The organism is Stenotrophomonas sp. STEN038 (assembly GCF_056759895.1).
The window spans coordinates 46,620-65,334 of sequence record NZ_JBRRDW010000021.1 but is presented as its reverse complement, the minus strand read 5'-3'; the positions used below and the strand labels follow the sequence as shown (position 1 = coordinate 65,334).

Annotated in this window: 15 protein-coding genes; 10 read left to right on the top strand and 5 right to left on the bottom strand. The window is 63.5% G+C overall.

The features are described from left to right. Nucleotides 1-31 precede the first annotated feature (31 nt). Nucleotides 32-949 carry a phosphate/phosphite/phosphonate ABC transporter substrate-binding protein gene (locus ACVOLS_RS10625; RefSeq protein ID WP_481545583.1) on the top strand — a complete coding sequence of 306 codons (918 nt, stop codon included), beginning with the start codon at nucleotides 32-34 and terminating at the stop codon, nucleotides 947-949. Next, nucleotides 946-3,093: a putative bifunctional diguanylate cyclase/phosphodiesterase gene (locus tag ACVOLS_RS10620; protein ID WP_481545582.1), complete on the top strand. Its 2,148-nt coding sequence runs from the start codon at nucleotides 946-948 to the stop codon at nucleotides 3,091-3,093. The genes ACVOLS_RS10625 and ACVOLS_RS10620 overlap by 4 nt, the downstream gene beginning before the upstream one ends. A 39-nt stretch (nucleotides 3,094-3,132) precedes the next feature. Here the strand turns inward: ACVOLS_RS10620 and epmB are convergent, their stop codons facing one another. Next, nucleotides 3,133-4,161: an EF-P beta-lysylation protein EpmB gene (gene epmB, locus ACVOLS_RS10615; protein ID WP_481545581.1), complete on the bottom strand. Its 1,029-nt coding sequence runs from the start codon at nucleotides 4,159-4,161 to the stop codon at nucleotides 3,133-3,135. Nucleotides 4,162-4,261: 100 nt separating this feature from the next. On the opposite strand from epmB, the gene efp reads away from it, so the two are divergent. From efp to ACVOLS_RS10590, 5 genes are all read left to right on the top strand, one after another. Continuing rightward, nucleotides 4,262-4,828 (top strand): elongation factor P, encoded by a 567-nt coding sequence (efp, locus tag ACVOLS_RS10610; RefSeq protein WP_481545580.1) that lies wholly within the window; start codon nucleotides 4,262-4,264, stop codon nucleotides 4,826-4,828. 118 nt (nucleotides 4,829-4,946) lie between these two features. Then, a complete protein-coding gene (locus ACVOLS_RS10605) occupies nucleotides 4,947-6,284 on the top strand; it encodes a TRZ/ATZ family hydrolase (RefSeq protein ID WP_481545579.1) in 1,338 nt (445 codons plus the stop codon). Nucleotides 6,285-6,327: 43 nt separating this feature from the next. Continuing rightward, a complete protein-coding gene (gene ubiG, locus ACVOLS_RS10600; protein ID WP_481545578.1) occupies nucleotides 6,328-7,050 on the top strand; it encodes a bifunctional 2-polyprenyl-6-hydroxyphenol methylase/3-demethylubiquinol 3-O-methyltransferase UbiG in 723 nt (240 codons plus the stop codon). Further along, nucleotides 7,047-7,736 carry a phosphoglycolate phosphatase gene (locus ACVOLS_RS10595; RefSeq protein ID WP_481545577.1) on the top strand — a complete coding sequence of 230 codons (690 nt, stop codon included), beginning with the start codon at nucleotides 7,047-7,049 and terminating at the stop codon, nucleotides 7,734-7,736. Before ubiG ends, ACVOLS_RS10595 begins: the two co-directional genes overlap by 4 nt. Before the next feature lie 19 nt (nucleotides 7,737-7,755). After that, the gene (locus ACVOLS_RS10590) at nucleotides 7,756-8,436 is read left to right on the top strand and encodes a phytoene/squalene synthase family protein (RefSeq protein ID WP_481545576.1); all 681 of its coding nucleotides are present in this window, start codon (nucleotides 7,756-7,758) and stop codon (nucleotides 8,434-8,436) included. Nucleotides 8,437-8,728: 292 nt separating this feature from the next. Here the strand turns inward: ACVOLS_RS10590 and ACVOLS_RS10585 are convergent, their stop codons facing one another. Genes ACVOLS_RS10585 through yidD form a run of 3 tightly spaced genes read right to left on the bottom strand, consistent with a single transcriptional unit; the run spans nucleotide 8,729 to nucleotide 11,200 of the window. Continuing rightward, nucleotides 8,729-9,580: a M23 family metallopeptidase gene (locus tag ACVOLS_RS10585; RefSeq protein ID WP_481545575.1), complete on the bottom strand. Its 852-nt coding sequence runs from the start codon at nucleotides 9,578-9,580 to the stop codon at nucleotides 8,729-8,731. Beyond that, nucleotides 9,580-10,926: a dihydroorotase gene (locus tag ACVOLS_RS10580; protein ID WP_481545574.1), complete on the bottom strand. Its 1,347-nt coding sequence runs from the start codon at nucleotides 10,924-10,926 to the stop codon at nucleotides 9,580-9,582. The genes ACVOLS_RS10585 and ACVOLS_RS10580 overlap by 1 nt, the downstream gene beginning before the upstream one ends. Nucleotide 10,927: 1 nt before the next feature. Then, complete coding sequence (gene yidD, locus ACVOLS_RS10575; RefSeq protein ID WP_481512077.1) at nucleotides 10,928-11,200, bottom strand: membrane protein insertion efficiency factor YidD; 273 nt, start codon at nucleotides 11,198-11,200, stop codon at nucleotides 10,928-10,930. A gap of 259 nt (nucleotides 11,201-11,459) precedes the next feature. Between yidD and dksA the strand changes: the two genes are divergently transcribed. Together dksA and ACVOLS_RS10565 are read left to right on the top strand one after the other, a co-directional pair. Next, the gene (dksA, locus tag ACVOLS_RS10570; RefSeq protein ID WP_481545573.1) at nucleotides 11,460-12,605 is read left to right on the top strand and encodes an RNA polymerase-binding protein DksA; all 1,146 of its coding nucleotides are present in this window, start codon (nucleotides 11,460-11,462) and stop codon (nucleotides 12,603-12,605) included. A gap of 386 nt (nucleotides 12,606-12,991) precedes the next feature. Then, entirely contained in the window at nucleotides 12,992-15,919 is a 2,928-nt protein-coding gene (locus ACVOLS_RS10565; RefSeq protein WP_481545572.1) for an ATP-binding protein, read from the top strand. A gap of 220 nt (nucleotides 15,920-16,139) precedes the next feature. On the opposite strand, the gene ACVOLS_RS10560 is transcribed toward ACVOLS_RS10565, so the two are convergent. Continuing rightward, the gene (locus tag ACVOLS_RS10560) at nucleotides 16,140-16,805 is read right to left on the bottom strand and encodes a TetR family transcriptional regulator (RefSeq protein WP_481545571.1); all 666 of its coding nucleotides are present in this window, start codon (nucleotides 16,803-16,805) and stop codon (nucleotides 16,140-16,142) included. A 435-nt stretch (nucleotides 16,806-17,240) separates the two neighbouring features. Here ACVOLS_RS10560 and ACVOLS_RS10555 point away from each other — a divergent pair, with 435 nt between their 5' ends. Next, nucleotides 17,241-18,608, top strand: a complete 1,368-nt coding sequence (locus ACVOLS_RS10555; RefSeq protein WP_481545570.1) for a carbohydrate porin — start codon at nucleotides 17,241-17,243, stop codon at nucleotides 18,606-18,608. The last annotated feature ends 107 nt before the right edge of the window (nucleotides 18,609-18,715 follow it).

Sequence of the window (18,715 nt, the reverse complement as noted above, 5' to 3'; positions counted from 1 at the left end):
ACTCTGTGGGGATGGATTAGGGGGTGTCGTTTTGGGTGTCTTGCGATGGCTTTGGGGAGCCGCACTGACACTGGCTGCACTGCAGCCCGTAGCGGTGGGGGCGGTTGATCGTTCGGTATTGGTCTTGGGGCGGATCAGTGATGATCCGAAGTCGCATTACGACCAGCTCAAGCCACTGCTGGATTATGTGGTGCCGCGCATGCGCGATGTCGGGATCGTCGAAGGACGCATCCTGATGGCCAAGGACGCGCAGCAGATGGGCAGCTATCTGCGGCGTGGTCGGGTCGATTGGGTCACCGAGACCTCAGGTACGGCAATGGCGCTGGGCCAGCGGGCGGGCGCCAAGCCGTTATTGCTGACCGAGCGCAATGGCGTGGGCGCGTATCACAGCGTGTTCTTCGTGCGCCGTGACAGCCCGATCACCACGCTGGAGGAGCTGCGTGGGCGCACCTTGGCGATGCAGAGTGCGGCATCCACCAGTGCCTACATTGTGCCTGCCATGGAGCTGCTCGATCACGGTGTGCAGCCTGAAATCCTGCTCGACCCGCGCGATACCCCCGTCGAGGACTCGGTGGGTTACGTGTTTGTGCGCTCCGAGTTGAACATCTCCACCTATGTGCACAAGCGGGTGGTGGATGCAGGGGTGATCAGCAGCATCGACTGGAGTGACAACCAGGCCATGCCGCCGGCCTTCCGCCAGGACATGCGGGTGCTGTACCGCAGCGAGCCGATCCCGCGTGCGGTGGAAATGGTGCGCGCCGACCTGGACCCGACGGTGCGTGATCGTCTGCAGCAGGTGTTGCTGCAGGCCAGTAGTGACCCGGTTGCAGGGCCGGCGCTGGCGAAGTTTTTTGGTACCACGGGCTTTCATCCCGTCGACCCGGACAACCTGCGCGCGCTGGAGCGTCTGCGCCGTGGTTTGGCCCGTATCCGGATGGAGGTGGAATGAGCACACCACGGTTTGGATTGCAGGCCCGCTTCCTGGCCGCCAGTGGCGTGGTGCTGCTGGTGGTGGTGGCGATTGTCGGGCTGATGCTGATGCGTCAGGCGGCCGCCCAGCGCGAGGCCCTGCGCAACAGTGGCGAGGTACTGAGCCAGGTGTTCGACCAGGGCGTGCGTGAGCGCGGTACCGCCTTGGCCAATGCCTTGGCCGATACGCTGATCAACCCCCTGTACTACTCCGATCTGGCTGCCATCGGCGCAGCGGTACGTAATACCGCGCGGCAGAAATCGGTCAGCTACGTGCTGGTATACGATCCGGACGGGCGGCTGATCCATGACGGTTCGTTCGATGTGGCTGGTTATGGCCAGCCGATGAATGATCCATTGGCACACGCTGCGGTGCGTTCGCTCAAGCCGCTGGTGCAGGAGTCGCCATCGATACTCGAGGTGGATGTGCCGCTGGCGATTGGTGACCAGCCGCTGGGCGGCCTGCGTGTAGGCATGAATCTGGCGCCGGTGCGTGCCCAGGAGGCCAAGTCCATGCAGGCGCTGGAGCGGCGCATGCAGGAGACCCAGCGACGGGAACTGGGCTGGGCCTTGGGCCTGATGCTGCTGTTGCTTGGCTTTGTCTGCGTAATGGCGTTCTACGTGCAGTACACGCTGGTGCGGCCGATCCGCTGGCTGGGTGTAGCAGCGCAGCGTATCGAGCGCGGCGACTATCTGATCGAGACACAGGCGACCCGGCGCGGCGACGAGGTTGGTGAGTTGCTGCGCACCTTCGATCGCATGAGCCAGAGCATTGCCCGGCACGACCGCGACGTCCGCCAGATGGCCTACACCGATGCCCTTACCGGCTTGACCAACCGGCTCGCTTTCCGGGAAGCCCTGGACCATCGCTTGCTGCGTGCGCAGGCGGCCGGGCGTGGTTTGGCGCTGTTGTTCATTGATATTGACGAGTTCAAACGGGTCAACGACACGCTGGGCCACGAGGCCGGTGATGACGCCTTGCTGCAGTTTGCGCAACACATCTCCAACGCCGTTGAGCAGATTGGCGGCGATGACGCCTTGCTGGCCCGCTTTGGTGGTGACGAGTTCGTCATCCTGATCAGCCAGGGCCAAAGCAGTGCCGCGGAGGCGGCCAAGCGGTTGGCTGAGCGCCTGGTAATCGATCTGGGCAAGCCACTGCAGGTGCAGCAGCGCGAGATCTTCCTTGGTAGCTCGATTGGTATCACCTTGTTCCCGGAGGACGCGGTGGATGCCACTGCGTTGCTGAAGAACGGTGATATCGCCATGTACCAGGCCAAATTGGCTGGCAAGAACTGCTTCCGGTACTACAGTTTGGCCATGGACCACGCGGTGGAGCGGCGCCTGCATCTGGAGCAGGAGTTGCGCGGCGCCTGGGAGCGCAACGAGTTGCGTCTGGTCTACCAACCCATCTTCCGTACCCGCGACCGCATGCTGTGTGGCGTGGAAGTGCTGCTGCGCTGGGATCACCCGGCGCTGGGCGCGATCCCGCCGTCGGTATTCATCGATGTGGCCGAGCAGAGTGGGCTGATCCAGATGATCGGCCCCAAGGTGCTGCGCGCTGCCTGCGAGCAGGCCCAGCAGTGGCCACGCAACTCGATGGGGGAGGAACTGTTCATTTCGGTCAACGTCTCGCCCAAGCAGCTGCGTAACGGTGACCTGTTGCAGGAGGTGGAAAGCAGTCTGCTCGGTTCCGGGCTGGCTGCTTCACGCCTGCACCTGGAGCTGACCGAGACGGCGGTGATCAGCGACGAGATGTTGGCTGTCTCATTGCTGGAGAAGCTGCACCGTGCCGGGGTGAAAGTGTGGCTGGACGACTTCGGCACTGGCTTCTCCGGGCTCAGTCATCTACGCCAGGTGCCGGTGGACGGGGTCAAGATCGACCGCAGCTTTGTTGTCGACATGGAGCGCGATCCTGACGATCTGGCACTGACCACGGCGATCATCGCCATGGCCCATGCGCTGGGTATTACCGTGGTGGCCGAGGGTGTGGAGCAGGAAGCGCAGTTCGAGCTGCTCAGCCAGCGCGGCTGTGATCTGGTCCAGGGTTACTGGCTGGGGCGGCCCCTGGAAGCGGCCGGTCTGGTCAGCCTGCTGGAGCGCGGTGCAATGGCGGCGGTGCGCTGATCCAGCCGACTGGCTTGGCCTTGGCGCAGCCGCTCCGGCTCAGAGTGGCCGCTTGCTGGTGTCGCCTGCGATCTCGCGCACCAGCTTGGGTACCAGATAGCCGGACAGCCGGGCCATCAGCGCGGCGTGCAGGGCCAGCGCCTGCTCATCGCTGACTTCGAAGTGGGCGGCGCCCTGCACCTTGTCCAGCTGGTACAGGTAGTACGGCATCACCCCGGCAGCGAAGCTGCGCTCGCTCAGGGCGGCGAGTGCGTCGAGGTCATCGTTGACCCCGCGCAGCAGCACGGCCTGGTTGAGCAGTTGCGCGCCGGTAGCGCGGATGCGGGCGAGGGCGGCATCCACCTGGGCATCGAATTCATTGGCGTGGTTGGCGTGCAGCACGAAGGCTACCGGCCAGGGCAGGTTGCGCAGCCATTGCACCAAGGCATCGTCAACACGCTCGGGCAGCACCACCGGCAGGCGGCTGTGGATGCGCAGGCGCTTGATGTGCGGGATTGTCGCCAGCGCTTCGGTCAGCTCGGCCAGCTTGGAGGTGCTCAGTGACAGCGGGTCGCCACCGGAAAGGATGACCTCGTCGATGCCCGGGTCGGCTGCGATTACCGCCACGGCCTCCTGCCAGCCGCCCTTGGCAGCGTTCTCGCCGGCATAGTCGAAGTGGCGGCGGAAGCAGTAACGGCAGTTGATCGCGCAACTGCCGGTGGTCACCAGCAGGGCGCGGCCGCGGTACTTCTGGATAACGCCGGTGGCCTTCTTGGCCGCACCGTCGCCGACGGCGTCGAAGCTGAACCCGGGGACAACCCGCATCTCGTCAGTGATCGGCAATACCTGCCGCAGCAAGGGGTCGGCCGGGTCGCCGTGGCGCATCCGGGCGACGAAGCCGCGCGGCACCCGCAGCGCGAACTGCGCCAGTGCCTCGGCCGAAACGCCCACCGAATCAGCATCCAGTCCCACTAGTGCCAGCAGCTCGGCCGGGTCGCGGATGGCCAGGCGCCAATGCGCCTGCCAGCGGTCATCGGGCAGGGTCAGGATGGCTTTTTCTGGAGTGAGGGCGGGGGCTGCGGTTATCATTGGCGGTCAGAAAAACAGATGGCCCACCAGACGGTGGGCGTTCCATTCTAATCCGGCCGCCCGCGCTACGCGGCGGTTTTGCCAATTCAGGAGTTCCAGCATGGCCAGTTACGGCATGAACGACGTAAAGAACGGGATGAAGATCCTGGTCAACAACACCCCGGCTGTCATCATCGACACCGAGTACGTCAAGCCGGGCAAGGGCCAGGCGTTCACCCGCGTGAAGTACCGCCTGATCAAGGACGGCCGCACCCAGGAAGTGACCATGAAGTCGACCGATTCGCTGGATGCAGCGGACGTGGTCGATACCGACATGAACTTCATGTACAGCGACGGCGAGTACTGGCACTTCATGGACCCGGAATCCTTCGAGCAGGTGCAGGCTGACAAGGCCGGCATGAACGGCGCCGAGAAGTGGCTGAAGGGCGAAGAGTCCTGCGTGGTGACCTTGTGGAACGGCACCCCGATCGACGTGACCCCGCCGAACTTCGTCGAGCTGAAGATCGTCGAGACCGATCCGGGCGTGCGCGGTGACACCTCCGGCGGCGGCGGCAAGCCGGCCACCCTGGAGTCGGGTGCCGTGGTCCGCGTGCCGCTGTTCGTCAACCAGGATGAAATCATCCGCGTTGACACGCGTTCGGGCGAATACTCGGCTCGCGTCAAGTAAGCAATACGATGCAGGCGCCGCCACCCACTACCCCGCAGCCACGCGCTGCCGGTGCTGGGGATGCGGCGCCTGTTCGCATCCGGCATTTGCCGGGCCAGGCAACAGAAAGGTGACGACCGTGAGTGAAGTGCAACCCCAGCAATGCGATCTGTTGATCGAAGCCGGTTACGTGGTGCCGGTAGAGCCGCATGCGGTGGTGCTAGAGGACCACGCGGTAGCGATCAGCAACGGCGTGATCGTGGCAGTACTGCCGCGTGCCGAGGCCCGTGCGCGCTTCAGCGCCAGGCAGGTTGTATCGCGCCCGGAAGCGGCGCTGATCCCGGGGCTGGTCAATGCCCACACCCATAACCCGATGACGCTGCTGCGCGGCGTTGCCGACGATCTGCCGCTGATGACCTGGCTGCGCGAGCACATCTGGCCGGTGGAAGCGGCGGTGATCGGGCCGGAATTCGTTGCCGACGGCACCACCCTGGCCATCGCCGAGATGCTGCGCGGTGGCACCACCTGCGCCAATGAGAACTACTTCTTCGCCGACGTGCAGGCTGCTGTCTACAAGAGGCATGGCTTCCGCGCGCTGGTGGGCTCGGTGATCATCGATTTCCCCAGTGCCTGGGCCAAGACCGATGACGAGTACTTCGCCCGTGCCACCGAACTGCACGATACCTGGCGCGATGACGCGCTGATCGGCACCGCGTTCGCGCCGCATGCGCCGTATACGGTGAGCGACGCCAATTTCGAGCGGGCGCGGATGCTGTCCGACCAGCTCGACAGCCGCGTCCACCTGCACACGCATGAAACCGCGCAGGAAATCACCGATTCCATCGCCCTGCATGGGCAGCGCCCGTTGGCGCGACTTGATCGGCTGGGCCTGGTAAATGAGCGCCTGATCGCGGTGCACATGACCCAGCTCACCGAGGCCGAAATCCATCTGTGTGGCGAACGTGGCGTCAGCGTGGTGCACTGCCCGGAGTCGAACCTGAAGCTGGCCTCGGGCTTCTGCCCGGCCTGCGCGCTGGTCAAGGCTGGCGTCAATCTGGCGATCGGCACCGACGGCTGCGCCAGCAACAACGACCTGGACATGTTCAGCGAGAACCGCACCGCGGCCATCCTTGCCAAGGCCGTGGCCAACGACGCCACTGCCCTGGACGCGGCGACCACGCTGCGTGCCTCGACGCTGGGCGGCGCACGCGCGCTGGGCTTCGGTGACCGCATCGGCTCGATCGAAGTCGGCAAGCAGGCCGATCTGGCCTGCGTGGACCTGTCCGCGCTGGAAACCCAGCCGCTGCACCATGTGCTGTCACAGCTGGTGTATGCCGCTGGCCGGCACCAGGTCAGCGACGTGTGGATCGCAGGCAAACCCAAGCTGGTCCAGCGAGAGCTGGTCGACATGGACATTGCCGCGATCACCGCCAATGCGCGCCAGTGGCGCGACCGCATCCGTACCATCCGCGCCTGAGTGCGCACCCGGCCGCCCCACGCGGCCGCAAGAGGAAACCGATATGAGCGCAGCTTCCACCTCCACCAATTTCGATCAGGCCGAACTGGACAAGTTCGCCGCGTTGGCCACCCGCTGGTGGGATGCGGACGGTCCGCAGAAGCCGCTGCACGCGCTCAATCCGGTGCGCCTGAAGTACGTGGCTGATCGCGCCGCCTTGCGTGGTGCCAAGGTGCTGGATATCGGCTGCGGCGGTGGCCTGCTCAGCGAAGCGCTGGCCAAGGAAGGTGCGCAGGTGACTGCCATCGATCTGGCCCCGGAGCTGGTGAAAGTGGCCCGTCTGCACGGTCTGGAATCGGGCGTTACTGTCGATTACCGGGTGCAGGCAGCGGAAGACCTGGCCGCAGAGCAGCCGGGCAGCTTCGACGTGGTGACCTGCATGGAAATGCTGGAGCACGTGCCGGACCCGGGCGCGATCATCGCCGCCTGCCATCGCCTGCTGCGCCCGGGTGGCAAGCTGTTCCTGTCCACCATCAACCGTACCCCGGCGGCATTCGCGGTCGCCATTGTCGGCGCCGAGTACATCGCCCGGCTGCTGCCCAAGGGCACGCACCACTACCAGGAATTCATCAAGCCGGCCGAGCTGGGTGCGTGGCTGCGTGCCGCTGATTTCTCGTTGCAGGACGTCAGTGGCATGGCTTACGAGCCGTGGCGCAATCGCGCCCGCCTGAGCAGCCGCACCGACATCAACTACCTGGCCTACGCGGTCAAGCCGGAACAGGCATGAGCGCTGACGCCTTCCCGGTAGCGGTGCTGTTCGACCTGGACGGCACCTTGCTGGACAGCGCGCCGGACTTCGTCGTCACCGCCAACCGCATGCTGCAGGCGCGCGGCATGGGCGAGGTGACGCTGGAGCAGCTGCGCCCGGCCGTGTCCAAGGGCGCGCGGGCGATGCTGACGGTTGCCTTCCCGCGCATGGCCGATGCCGAACGGCATGCGCTGGTGCCGGAGTTCCTTGAGATCTACGAAGCGCTGATCGGTCAGTACGCGACGCTGTTCGATGGCGTCGAAACCATGCTGCAGGCGCTGGAAAAGGCGGGCAGCACCTGGGGCATCGTTACCAACAAGCCGGAGTACCTGGCGCGCCTGATCCTGCCGCAGCTGGGCTGGGAACAGCGTTGCGCGGTGCTGATCGGCGGCGACACCCTGGCCGAGCGCAAGCCGCATCCGCTGCCGCTGGAAGTGGCAGCACAGCGTATCAATACCGCAGCCAGCGCCTGCGTCTATGTCGGCGACGACGAGCGCGACATCATCGCCGCGCGCGCCGCCGGCATGCCGTCGGTGGCCGTGTTGTGGGGCTACCGTCCCGAAGGCGATGACCCGTCGACGTGGCAGGCCGACAGCATTTGCGAGCTACCGCAGGAACTTTGGCAGCCAGCCGCATGGCCAGCTACCCAACCGGCTTCGGCCTGATTCAATAACGAGGTTTGATGTGAGCAGTGCGCTGGACAGCTTCCTGGACAAGTGGCGTGAGCGTTGGCCCGAATGGGCCTTCGTGGAGCGCTTTGTCGACGAGGCCGATCGTGAGCGCAGCGTGGCTTGGTTCGCGCTGCTGCAGGAATTCGACGACATCTTGAACGCCAGCGGCGATACCACGCCGCAGGACGCCAAGCTGGCCTGGTGGGGCGAGGAGCTGCGCAGTTGGGAGCTGCAGCGCTCGCGGCACCCCTTGGGCCGCGTGCTGGAGCCGGTGCGCGCGCCGTGGGCGCAGCTGGCGGACGCTTTACCAAGCTTGATCGACGCGCGTGATCGTGTGGCCGATGGTGCCCAGGCGCGCAAGGTGTTGGCGCAGTACGCGACCGCCGCGTCGGCGGTGGAAGCGACGATGTTCAACAGCAAGCCTTCACCGGCGGCTGCGGAGGCGCTGACCACGCAGATGTTGGCACTGCGCGTGCAGGAAAATGCCGCTTCGGTGCCGCAGGCCTTCAGCAATGAAATGGAATGGGACAAGGCGTTGCAGGCGGCGTGGCCGTCGCGCGTAGCCGGTCCGCGTCCGCGCCGTGTCTATGCCGTGTTGGCGCGTGGGCGCCAGCAGGCGCGCATCCGCGGCGGGGAGTACCAGCCGAGCCCGGCGGGCCTGCTGTGGCGCAGCTGGTGGGCTGCGCGAGGGTAAACCTGGCGAAGCTCGCCGGAGCCACTCCCTTCTCCCGCGAGCGGGAGAAGGTGCCCGAAGGGCGGATGAGGGCAGCTTTGCGCTGTTGATCCATCAGCTTCGCGGCTTACGCCGCTCCCACAAGCAATGTTGGAAACGCCCTGTAGAGCCGAGCCATGCTCGGCTGAGGCTCTACCGGTAAGGCCTTTGCCGAGCATGGCTCGGCACTACAGGTGAAGCCTCTGCCGAGCATGGCTTGGCACTACAGGTGAAGCTCTTGCCGAGCATGGCTCGGCACTACAGTCGCTTTGCTTTATTTGCCGCGCTCCAGCACCAGCAGGGGGTCGATGCGGGTATCGAACCAGTTCATGCCCCAGTGCAGGTGCGGACCGGTCGCGCGGCCGGTTGCGCCAACTGCGGCGATGTTCTGCCCCTGCTCGATCCGGTCGCCGACCTTCACGTCGATCCGTGACAGATGCAGGAAGTTGGAGCTGATGCCGAAGCCGTGGTCGAGTACCAGGGTGCCGCCGGTCAGGTACAGGTCCGGGCCCGCAAACGTCACGATTCCAGCTGCCGGCGCCTTCACCGGCGTTCCGGTGGGCACGGCGATATCCATGCCGGAATGGCCGCTGCCTGGCTGCCCGTTGTAGACGCGGGCATTACCAAAGCGGCCGCTGATGCGGCCCTGTACCGGCCAGATGAAGGTCTGGGTGAAGTCGGTGCGGTTGTCGTCACGCTTGCGCGATTCGGTTACCTGTGCCTGCTCACGGGCAATGCGTTCGGCGATTGCCGGCGGCGGATTCACGGTCTTTGGCGGTACGCCGTTGACCCGTTCCACTGGCCAGTCGCGCGCAGTTACTGCAATTGGAATGGTTTCGCTGCCGCCATCCGGGCGCTGCACCTGTACCTGCAGCGGGCCTTTTTCGTCGCGGCCGATGCCGAGCACCACGCTGCCATAGCTGCTGACCCGCAGCTCGCGGCCTGCATAACGGACGCTACTGCCAGCCGGCACCTTGCCGATCACCATTGCGCCCTGCGAGGCGCTGGCGGGGAACACTACGCGGTTGTCGAGCAGGTTGCCGATGCCATCCTGGGCCTGCGCCGGCAGGGCGGTAAGCAGGGGCGCTGCCAGCAGCAGTGCGCCCATCATCAGGACCGAACGCATCAACGGTCGTAGGTCATGCGCTGGCCGGCCGGTGCGCCCACCAGCTTGCTGCCGTCCCACACCTGCTGGCCGTTGACCCAGGTGGAGGCGATGCGCGAGCGGAAGGTGGTGCCTTCAAACGGTGACCAGCCACACTTGGACAGCACGTCCTCGCGCTTGACCGTGAACGGCACGTCCTCGACCAGCACCAGGTCGGCAAAGTAGCCCTCACGCAGGAAGCCGCGCTCTTCGACGTCAAACAGCTGCGCCGGGGCGTGGGCGAACTTCTGCACCACCTGTTCGCGGCTCAGCTTGCCTTCGTGCACGCGCTCCAGCGCGGCGACCAGCGCGTACTGCACCAGCGGCAGGCCGGACGGCGCCTGCGCATAGGGCTTCTGCTTCTCTTCCCAGGTGTGCGGCGCGTGGTCGGTGGCCAGCACATCGAGCACGTCATCGGCCAGCGCGGCGGTGATCGCCTCGCGATCGGCCACTTCCTTGATCGCCGGGTTGCACTTGATCAGGTTGCCCTTGGTTGCGTAGTCCGGGCGCGCGAAATGCAGGAAGTGCACGCAGGTTTCGGCGGTGATCTGCTTGCGGCTGCCGTCAGCGCGGATCAGCGGGCCCTTCTCGAACAGCGCCAGCTCATCGGCGGTGGAGATATGCAGCACGTGCAGGCGGGTGCCGTGCTTCTTCGCCAGCGACATCGCCAAGCGGGTGGACTTGATGCAGGCCTCGCGCGAGCGGATGTCCGGGTGCATGTCCGGGGTCAGCGCGTCACCGTATTTTTCCTGGAACGCCTTCATGTTGGCGTCGATCATCGGCGTGTCTTCGCAGTGCGTGATGATCGGGGTCGGGCATTCGCGGAAGATCGCGTCCAGGGTTTCCGGATTGTCGACCAGCATGTTGCCGGTCGAGGCGCCCATGAACACCTTCACGCCGGGTGCCTTCTTCGGGTCGAGTACGCGGATCGCTTCCAGGTTGTCGTTGCTGGCGCCGTGGTAGAAGCCGTAATTGGCCCAGGCGCGGCCCTTGGCCAGCGCGTACTTGGCTTCGAGGATGGTCGAATCCAGGGTCGGCGGGTTGGTATTGGGCATGTCCATGAAGCTGGTCAGGCCGCCGGCCACCGCTGCAGCCGATTCGCTGGCGATGTCGCCCTTGTGGGTCAGGCCGGGCTCACGGAAGTGGACCTGGTCATCGATCATCCCGGGCAGCAGCCAGCGCCCGCCTGCGTCCACCACCTGCTCGCCGTCGCGCGGAGTCAGGCCGCTGCCGATCTGCGCGATTCGGTCGTTCTCGATGCGCAGGTCGCCGTAGAAGGTACGGCCTTCGTTGACCATGCGGGCATTGCGGATAAGCGTGGAGGACATGTCAGTGTTTTCCTGTGCAGCGGCAAGAGGGGGAGTCGGCGCGCTCCGGGACCGGATCCAGTCCACCCGGATGGAACGGATGGCAGCGCCCCAGCCTGCGCAGGGTAAGCCAACACCCCCGTAGCGGACCGTGTATACGGATCGCGTCCATGGAGTATTCCGAACAGCTGGGATAGAAACGGCAGCGCGGCCCAAGCAGGGGGCTGATGAAGCGCTTGTAGGAGCGCAGTACGGCAATGAGGAGTCGGCCGATCACGGTTAAATGATAAGCCACTTGGCAAGCGAGCAGGATTTGTCGCAGGATGCGGGATGGCGCCGGTAAACACTACGTGCTTTCCGCTGCCAGCCAGGGGCGATGGCGCGCCTGGTTACGTTCCGAACTGCGCGAAACGGTCCGGTGACGCCACCGGACCTGTACTGCACGGGTCGGGCATCCGTTCACATACGGTGCCCGGCGCGGTTGCTGCTGCTGGTCGGGTAGGCTATAAAGGCCCGCTTTCCCGGGCCCCGGGGGAAACAAGGAAGAGCGTTTCGTGGCTGCTAAAAAACCTGCAAAAAAGGCCGTCAAGGTCGCCAAGAAAACCGCCAAACCTGTAGTCAAGAAGGCGGTGTCGAAGCCGGTTGCAAGCAAGCCGGTCGCCAAGGCTGCAAAGCCGGCCGCGAAGAAAGCACCCGTCAGCAAGGCGGTTGCGAAGAAAACGCCGGTCAAGCCAGCAGCTCCTGCCAGCAAGCCCGTAGCCAAGAAGGCTGCGGTTAAGACGGTAGTCGCTAAAAAGGCGGCCCCTGTCGCCAAGAAGGCTGCGGTCAAGAAGGTGACCAAGCCGGTTGCCGCGCCAGTTGCCAAGAAAGCAGCTGCGCCGGTTGCCAAGGCCACCAAGCCCGTTGCCAAGCCAGTAGTCAAGAAGGTGGCCGAACCAGTGGCTGCCAAAACGCCCAAGACGCCTGTTAAACCCGTGGTCAAGTCCGTACCGAAGCCAGCTGCAAAGCCGGCGGCGGCCAAGTCTGTCTCGGTCGAAGTCGCCAAGACGGCCCCAGCTCCGGCACCTGCGCCGGTTGCTGCCAAGCCGGCTCCAGCGGCCAAGGCCCCGCAATCCAAGAATCCCGTGCCTGTTTCGAAATCCAACGTCAAAACTCCCGTCAAATCCACCGCTCCTGTCGCCGTTCGTCCGGTTGGCAAAGTGGCAGTCGCTGTCACCGCGCGTTCGACCGCTCCGGCGCCGCGCAGCAAGTACAAGGTTGTCGAATACAACGTCGACGAGGCCACTGGCCGTCCGATCCTGCCGGCCGGCTACAAGCCGAGCGCCGACGAGGAGTACATGAGCACGCTGCAGCAGGAGTACTTCCGCCAGCGCCTGCTCAACTGGCGTGCGGACCTGGTCGAGGAATCGAAGCAGACCATCGAGAACCTGCGTGAGGAAGTGCGTGACATCGGCGATGAAGCCGAGCGTGCTACCCGCGAAACAGAGAATTCGCTGGAACTGCGTACCCGCGACCGCTACCGCAAGCTGATCGGCAAGATCGACAGCACGCTGAAGCGTCTGGAAGCTGGTGATTACGGTTTCTGCGTCGATACCGGCGAAGACATCGGCCTGGATCGCCTGGAAGCCCGTCTCACCGCCGAGCGCACGATTGATGCGCAGGAGCGTTGGGAGCACCTGCAGAAGCAGCAGGGCGACTGAGTCCGGCTGCATCTGTTGAACAGGAACCCCGCTTCGGCGGGGTTTTTGTTGGCCGGTGCTTCAGGCCGCTGATCAACGCAGGGTATGGCTTGGAGCTCCTCCCGGCGTGGGAGTGCATTGGCTCTGGCGGCGCAGCCCGGCAAGGTCAGAACCGGGCCGGCTCGCTTGCGGGCATCCAGTTTGAGCGACATGTGGCTGGTGCGCTCCGCCGATCTGCCGCATGGAGACCGTCAGAATGCCATTGAGGGCATCTATGATGAAGCAACTCCCGGCCAAGGCATGGATAGATGGCAGCGCACTCAGTTGGGCCTTCGCACTGTTCCGGCACAGAAGGGGGGGCTTCCTCAGGAGGCAGCCCGCTCAGCCTCCTGAGCAGGCACCAGCGGTTGCTGCTGTACGTTGGCGGGCTGGTGACGTCATTGGTACTGATCGCCGTTACCGTGGTGATGGTGCAATCGCAGGTAAAGGACTACGTCGCCGGTCGGCATACCGAGTATGTGCTGCGCAGGACAACGTTGCGGGCGATGTTTGCCGTGCGTGAAGCGGCGCTTCGTATCGGTGTGCGGCAGGAGGAATACGTTTGGTCGATGCGGCAGGAGCCGGATCCCCAGCTGATGAAGCGCTTTGCCGATGCCAATGGACGGATGGTCCTGCAACGGAACAGCAGCCTCCCGCCTGCACTTGTCATCGGCGACATCAGCCGGGATTACCCGGCTGAGCGTTTCGGTCCCTACTTGCGGATGGCAGACGATGTGAGCTACCAGTCAGGGACGTATTCCCAGGAACTGGCAGCAGCGGGTTATCTCTTCAGCCCCGACCGGCGCTTCATCGTCCTGGGGCCGCTACCTGACGAGGCGGCTGCACAGCAGGCGAAGGAGACAAGCGCTGCCACTCTGCTCGATCGCATCGTGCCGGACCTTGGGGATCTGGGTGAGCCGGCGATACGCGCCCGCCTGCTCGATACCAAGGTTCCCCTGTGGTTACCACCTGAACCGGATCCACTAAGTGGCGTTTCCTCGATACGACTGGTGCAGGGGGCGGCATCTGAGGGCAAACTTTTCGCGGTGTTTGTGGCGTCGTATCCGACCCAGATGCTGGCACCGTTGCTGGCCGGCGAGGATCCGGGCGAGGCATCTCTGATCGTCGACCCGACAGGCGGGCTTCTGCTTGGTTCGGCAGAGGAGGGTACTACCGCAGACGTGTTGCGTGTTTCGAGCAATGTGCCGCGTGGCGAGTTGCAGAGGCTGAGCTATCGCGACGGGTATTTCATCGTCAGCGATGAGATATCCAATTCCGGTTGGAGGCTGTTGCATGCCTTCTCCTGGCGAACGGTCATGGCCGCGTTGTGGCCTCGCCTGGTCAGCTACATCGGTGCTGTGCTGTTGATGATCGGCTTTGTATGGGCGGTGCTCTTACTCATTGACCGGAAGGTGTTCAAGCCAGGCTTCGCGCGCTCACAGCGGATCATCGAGAGCGAAGACCTCAATCGAACGATTGTGACCACCGCACCGTTCGGCTTGGCATTGCTTTCCGTCTCCAATGGTCAGGTCCTGTTGCAGAACGCCACGATGCTCGACTATGCCGAAGCGGCGCGACGAGGCGATCCGCCCTTGCATACGCGCTTTCTTGCGCTATTCAGCAGTGTCACGGGTGGTGGTCATAGTGAGCGGGAGTTCGAGCTTGCGTTGGAAGATGGGTCCAGCTGCGATTTGTTGGTCAGCAGCGTGCGTACCAAATATCTGGGCCTGGATGTCCTTTTGTGCAACTTCAAGGACATCACGCTGCGCAAGAAAACTCAGCACGAGCTGGAGCAAGCCCGCCAATTGGCCGAGGATGCCAACCATGCAAAGTCGGCGTTTCTGGCCACGATGAGCCATGAGATACGGACGCCGCTCAATACCATTCTTGGGAACCTCGAGTTGCTGGAGCGCACGCCGCTTTCGGAAGAGCAGCTGCAGCAGCTGCGAATCGTGGCGTCATCGTCGTCGACCTTGCTCGGCGTCATCAATGACATTCTGGACTTCTCAAAGGTCGAATCCGGCCAGATGAGCATCGAGGCGATCAGCTTCGATATGAAAGCACTGGCCCAACAGGCGGTTGAGTTCTTTATGCCGTCTGCACACGCAAAGGGGCTGCAGCTGGACCTGAGCATTGATGATTCACTTGCGGCGGCTTATGTCGGCGACCCTGTACGCATCCGGCAGATCATCTATAACCTGCTCGGCAATGCCATCAAGTTCACGGAACAAGGTGACGTGTTGCTGGAAATCTATCTGCGCGATGAGCATCGACGTGATTCGGAAGTCGTTATCGGTGTCAGTGATACCGGCATAGGCATGACTCCGGAACAACAGAAGTCGCTGTTCCAGACCTTCAGCCAGGCAGATTCCACCATCACCCGTCGTTATGGCGGCAGCGGCCTCGGCTTGGCATTGTGCCGTCGTCTGGCCGATTTGATGAACGGGACTATCAGCGTGCACAGCGGCGCCGGTGCCGGTAGTACTTTCCTGGTTACCCTGCCTTTGCCGGTAAGTGAAGAAGCTCCTGTGCAGCTCGAAGCCGCTGCCGCAGCCAAACCATCCGAGGCCATTGCTTCATCGGGCTTGCGGATGTTGGTGGTTGATGACCACCCAGCCAACCGACAGCTGATACGCCTTCAACTGCAGACTTTGGGCCATGTGTCGGATCAGGCCGGCGATGGTCATGAGGCGATCCTCCTGCTCGCGGAAAGGCAGTACGATCTGCTGATGACAGACCTCAACATGCCGGGCATGGATGGCTATACATTGGCGCGAAAATTGCGGGAACAGGGTGTTGGGATCCCGATAATTGCCATCACCGCGCATGCTTCAGAGCGGGATCGCCAGCGCTGCAAGGACATCGGCATCGATGAAGTTGCGACCAAGCCTATTTTGTTGGACGCGCTGGACAAGATGATTCGGCGGCGCCTGAAGACCAGACAGTCGCCATCTGAGCATCGGAAGGAGAGCGGCTTGATGAAAGGGCCCTTGCCAGCGGAAGTGCATCAAGCGCTGTTCGGATCATTGGGTGATTCGCTACGCAAGTTGCGCGACGAGTTGGCGGATTTCAATGCGGGCGCGGTCGTAAGCGATGCTGGCCGGGTGCGGATAGGTGCAGAGCTGCATTCGGTCCGTGGCGCGTTTGCGATGATTCATGCGACAGAGATCGCTGATGCGTGTGGAGGTCTTGAGAAGCTTCTCGCTGAAGGGGATTTCAGTTCGCTCGCCGCCGGTATCGATGCGCTCGATGCCAGTTCCCATGCCGTGCTCAGACAGCGCTCACCCTCGGCATGAACGGATGACCATCCATGTGCTTCGTCAGTGTCCGTTCCTGGCCTGACGGTGGCTGCGTGCAGCCATTCGTGCGGCAACAGCGCACCTTTGCCGGCTGGGTTGGAGGCGCAACTCGGAACTCGTGACGCGGATTGCTGGTGTGGGTCGGCTGAACGCGGCTATCTTCCAGCGCGTTGTGGAGTGTGTCGACATTCGCGGCCTTGGACTCGCAGCTGTTGCATCAATGTGCCGCGACCGCCTGCTCCAGTCGTTGAAGGTAGTCCTCGAAGTACCTGCCCAACTCGACTTTGCCAGGGTGGCGCAGCCAGAGCAGCTGCAGGCCATCCATCATTGCAATCAGTTCGGCAGCGATCTGGTCTGGATCAACCGCGGGGTTGATTTCGCCGGACTCCTGGCCATGGCGCAGGCTGTGCGCGATGTAGTGAAGCATCAGCCCTGTGCGCTGGTGGAACCAGCCCTGTGCGGGGTGATCCTCGCTGAGGCTTTCGGCATTGAGCAGCGAGAATGCCTTGATCACGCCGGGAATGTCGGCATTGGCGCTATTGACCAGGCGCAACTGATCCAGCACCTGCGACCATGGAAGCGGTGGCCCCGCTGCGGCATCTTCAAGCGTGTAGTCCTGGGGGTAGCCTGGCAGGCGCGGACTGCGCTGGTCGCGGACTTCCAATACCGCCAGCAGCATGTCGGTCTTGCTGGGGAAGTGATGCAGCAGGCCAGGCAAGGTGAGGCCGACATCGGCTGCGACCTCTGCGATCGAGGCGTTGCTGTAGCCGTCACGCGCGAACACGCGCATTGCCGCATCCAGGATCTGTTGGCGGCGCATGTCGCCCTTGGGCGAGCGCCGGCGTGTGCGGCCGACGGACGAGGTCTGCGTTGAGGTGGGCAAAGTCCAATCCCGCGTCGTGTGATCGCGCAGTGTATCCCCGCTGTCCGCGTGTGCCATCCGCGCTCAAACTGTACCCACGTCACAGTTTTTGACAAACCTACCAATCGATAGGTTTACTGCCGCGGCGTCGGCGCAACGGCCACGAGTCGTATCGCTGCAACAACATCCCGGAGGGGGATTGCACGCAGTTGGACCGCGCCGCCGCAGTGCTGGCGGTGGCATCGCAACGGCCAGCCCCACCTGATGAAGAACGTGCCGGAAGGCCGACGTCGGAGCACCCGGTTGGACCAAGAGGTCCGCCAATGCTTGCCGAACTGTTGTGTCTGCGCGGGCGGCCGCCGGTATGGCGGTGGCCGCTCCTCATCAATATGGGAGAGACAGTTAATGAATACGTACTGTTGTAACGGGAGGGGCATCATCTTCAGCAGGATGGTGTTGACCACTTGTCTGGGACTCGCCGCGTCGACGGCTTACGCGTTGCCTGGTGTCGAGTCTGTTGCTGCACAGTTGCCGGACGAAGCGTCCGCAAGTGAGCCGCAAGACGGCTCCTCATCGGCGTCGGAGTCAGCAACATCCACGCGCCCAAGTTGCCATGACTACGATGCTTTCGTCAGTCGCGGGTCGGAAGCGCCCATCATCACTACCTGCGAAACCCTGTCGCCGGAACTGTTGGGTCTGCGGCCGAGGTTGTACGACAACGGCTGGATGTTCATGGGTTACTACAGCGCCGCCGAGACCTATGATCTGCGCGGCCAGGAAGCGCGCCCGCAGACGTACAACGGACAGCGGCCCAGCTTCAGTGGGACGCTGGCGACCATCACCACCTACGACTTGTCGCGACTGGGTTGGTGGGGCAAAAAGTCGCAGCTCACCTTCGAAGTCAACAGTTGGCGAACCGTGTACCGGGACGCGGGCCTGAATGATGATGCTGCAGTCAGCCAGTTGTCGGTTGAACAGGAGTTTGCTGACGGCCGCGTACGCATCCAGTACGGCTACTACGGAATGCTGGGCCAGTTTATAGGCTTGTTCCTGGGTGCAAGTACGGCATCTTCCGCGCTTGGGCCCACCAGCATCATTCCCAACCTAGCTGGTATGGCAGCCTTCAAGCCCGTGCCGGGCATGGATATCCGCTTGTACTCGAAGAGCGGTCGCTTCTACGACCACTTTGGTGTGGCGCGCTCGCAGAGCCCCGACGGCTTTCTCGCCGACAGCGAGGCCAATCCAACCGGGTTGAAGTGGAGCGTGAAGGACGCCAAGCCGATCTACGTCAACGAAATCGGCTATCGGGTTGCCTCCAGCGCCAATACCCGCATGACCTGGATACGCCAAGGCACGGTTTACAACCGCACGCTCTACAGCGACTTCCGTAATCCGGATAGCAGGGGCACCAACCGCGCCTTCTACCTGGTGGCCGACCATCAGTTCACCCAGCCCGATGTATCTGCACCCTACCGTGGTTGGTATTTCAACCTGAAAGCCAATTACGCCCCGGCCGAGCACAACATTTTCAGCTCCGATTACGCTGTGACCTTCTACAGCCTGGCACCTTTCGCCAAGCGGCCGGGTGACATGGTATCGCTGGGCTATACCCGAACCGAGGTAAGCGACGACGCTCGCCGTTACCTCGCTGCGCAGGGAATGGATCCGGTGCGCTTCAGCTCAACCGCCTCGGCTTCGTACGCCCTGCGCGCATTTCGCGGCATCTACTGGGTCAATACCTTGAGTTATACGCGTAACCCGGTGGTGGTCACGCAGCACCCGGATGCGGTGAATCTGCAGAGCCAGCTGACTTTCTCGTTCTGAGCCGTGTCTGGCCACACCCGCTGGCCGCGCGTTCGCATTGCAGCAAGGCCGCTGCGAAAGATGCGCATGCGACGACGGCGAAGTGGTGCCCTTGATTTTAGCGAGAT

Excerpts from the sequence above, each read along its gene's own strand:
- ACVOLS_RS10620 (WP_481545582.1), top strand. The coding sequence starts at position 946 with ATGAGCACACCACGGTTTGGATTGCAGGCCCGCTTCCTGGCCGCCAGT.
- epmB (WP_481545581.1), bottom strand. The coding sequence starts at position 4,161 with ATGATAACCGCAGCCCCCGCCCTCACTCCAGAAAAAGCCATCCTGACC.
- efp (WP_481545580.1), top strand. The coding sequence starts at position 4,262 with ATGGCCAGTTACGGCATGAACGACGTAAAGAACGGGATGAAGATCCTG.
- ubiG (WP_481545578.1), top strand. The coding sequence starts at position 6,328 with ATGAGCGCAGCTTCCACCTCCACCAATTTCGATCAGGCCGAACTGGAC.
- ACVOLS_RS10595 (WP_481545577.1), top strand. The coding sequence starts at position 7,047 with ATGAGCGCTGACGCCTTCCCGGTAGCGGTGCTGTTCGACCTGGACGGC.
- ACVOLS_RS10585 (WP_481545575.1), bottom strand. The coding sequence starts at position 9,580 with ATGCGTTCGGTCCTGATGATGGGCGCACTGCTGCTGGCAGCGCCCCTG.
- ACVOLS_RS10580 (WP_481545574.1), bottom strand. The coding sequence starts at position 10,926 with ATGTCCTCCACGCTTATCCGCAATGCCCGCATGGTCAACGAAGGCCGT.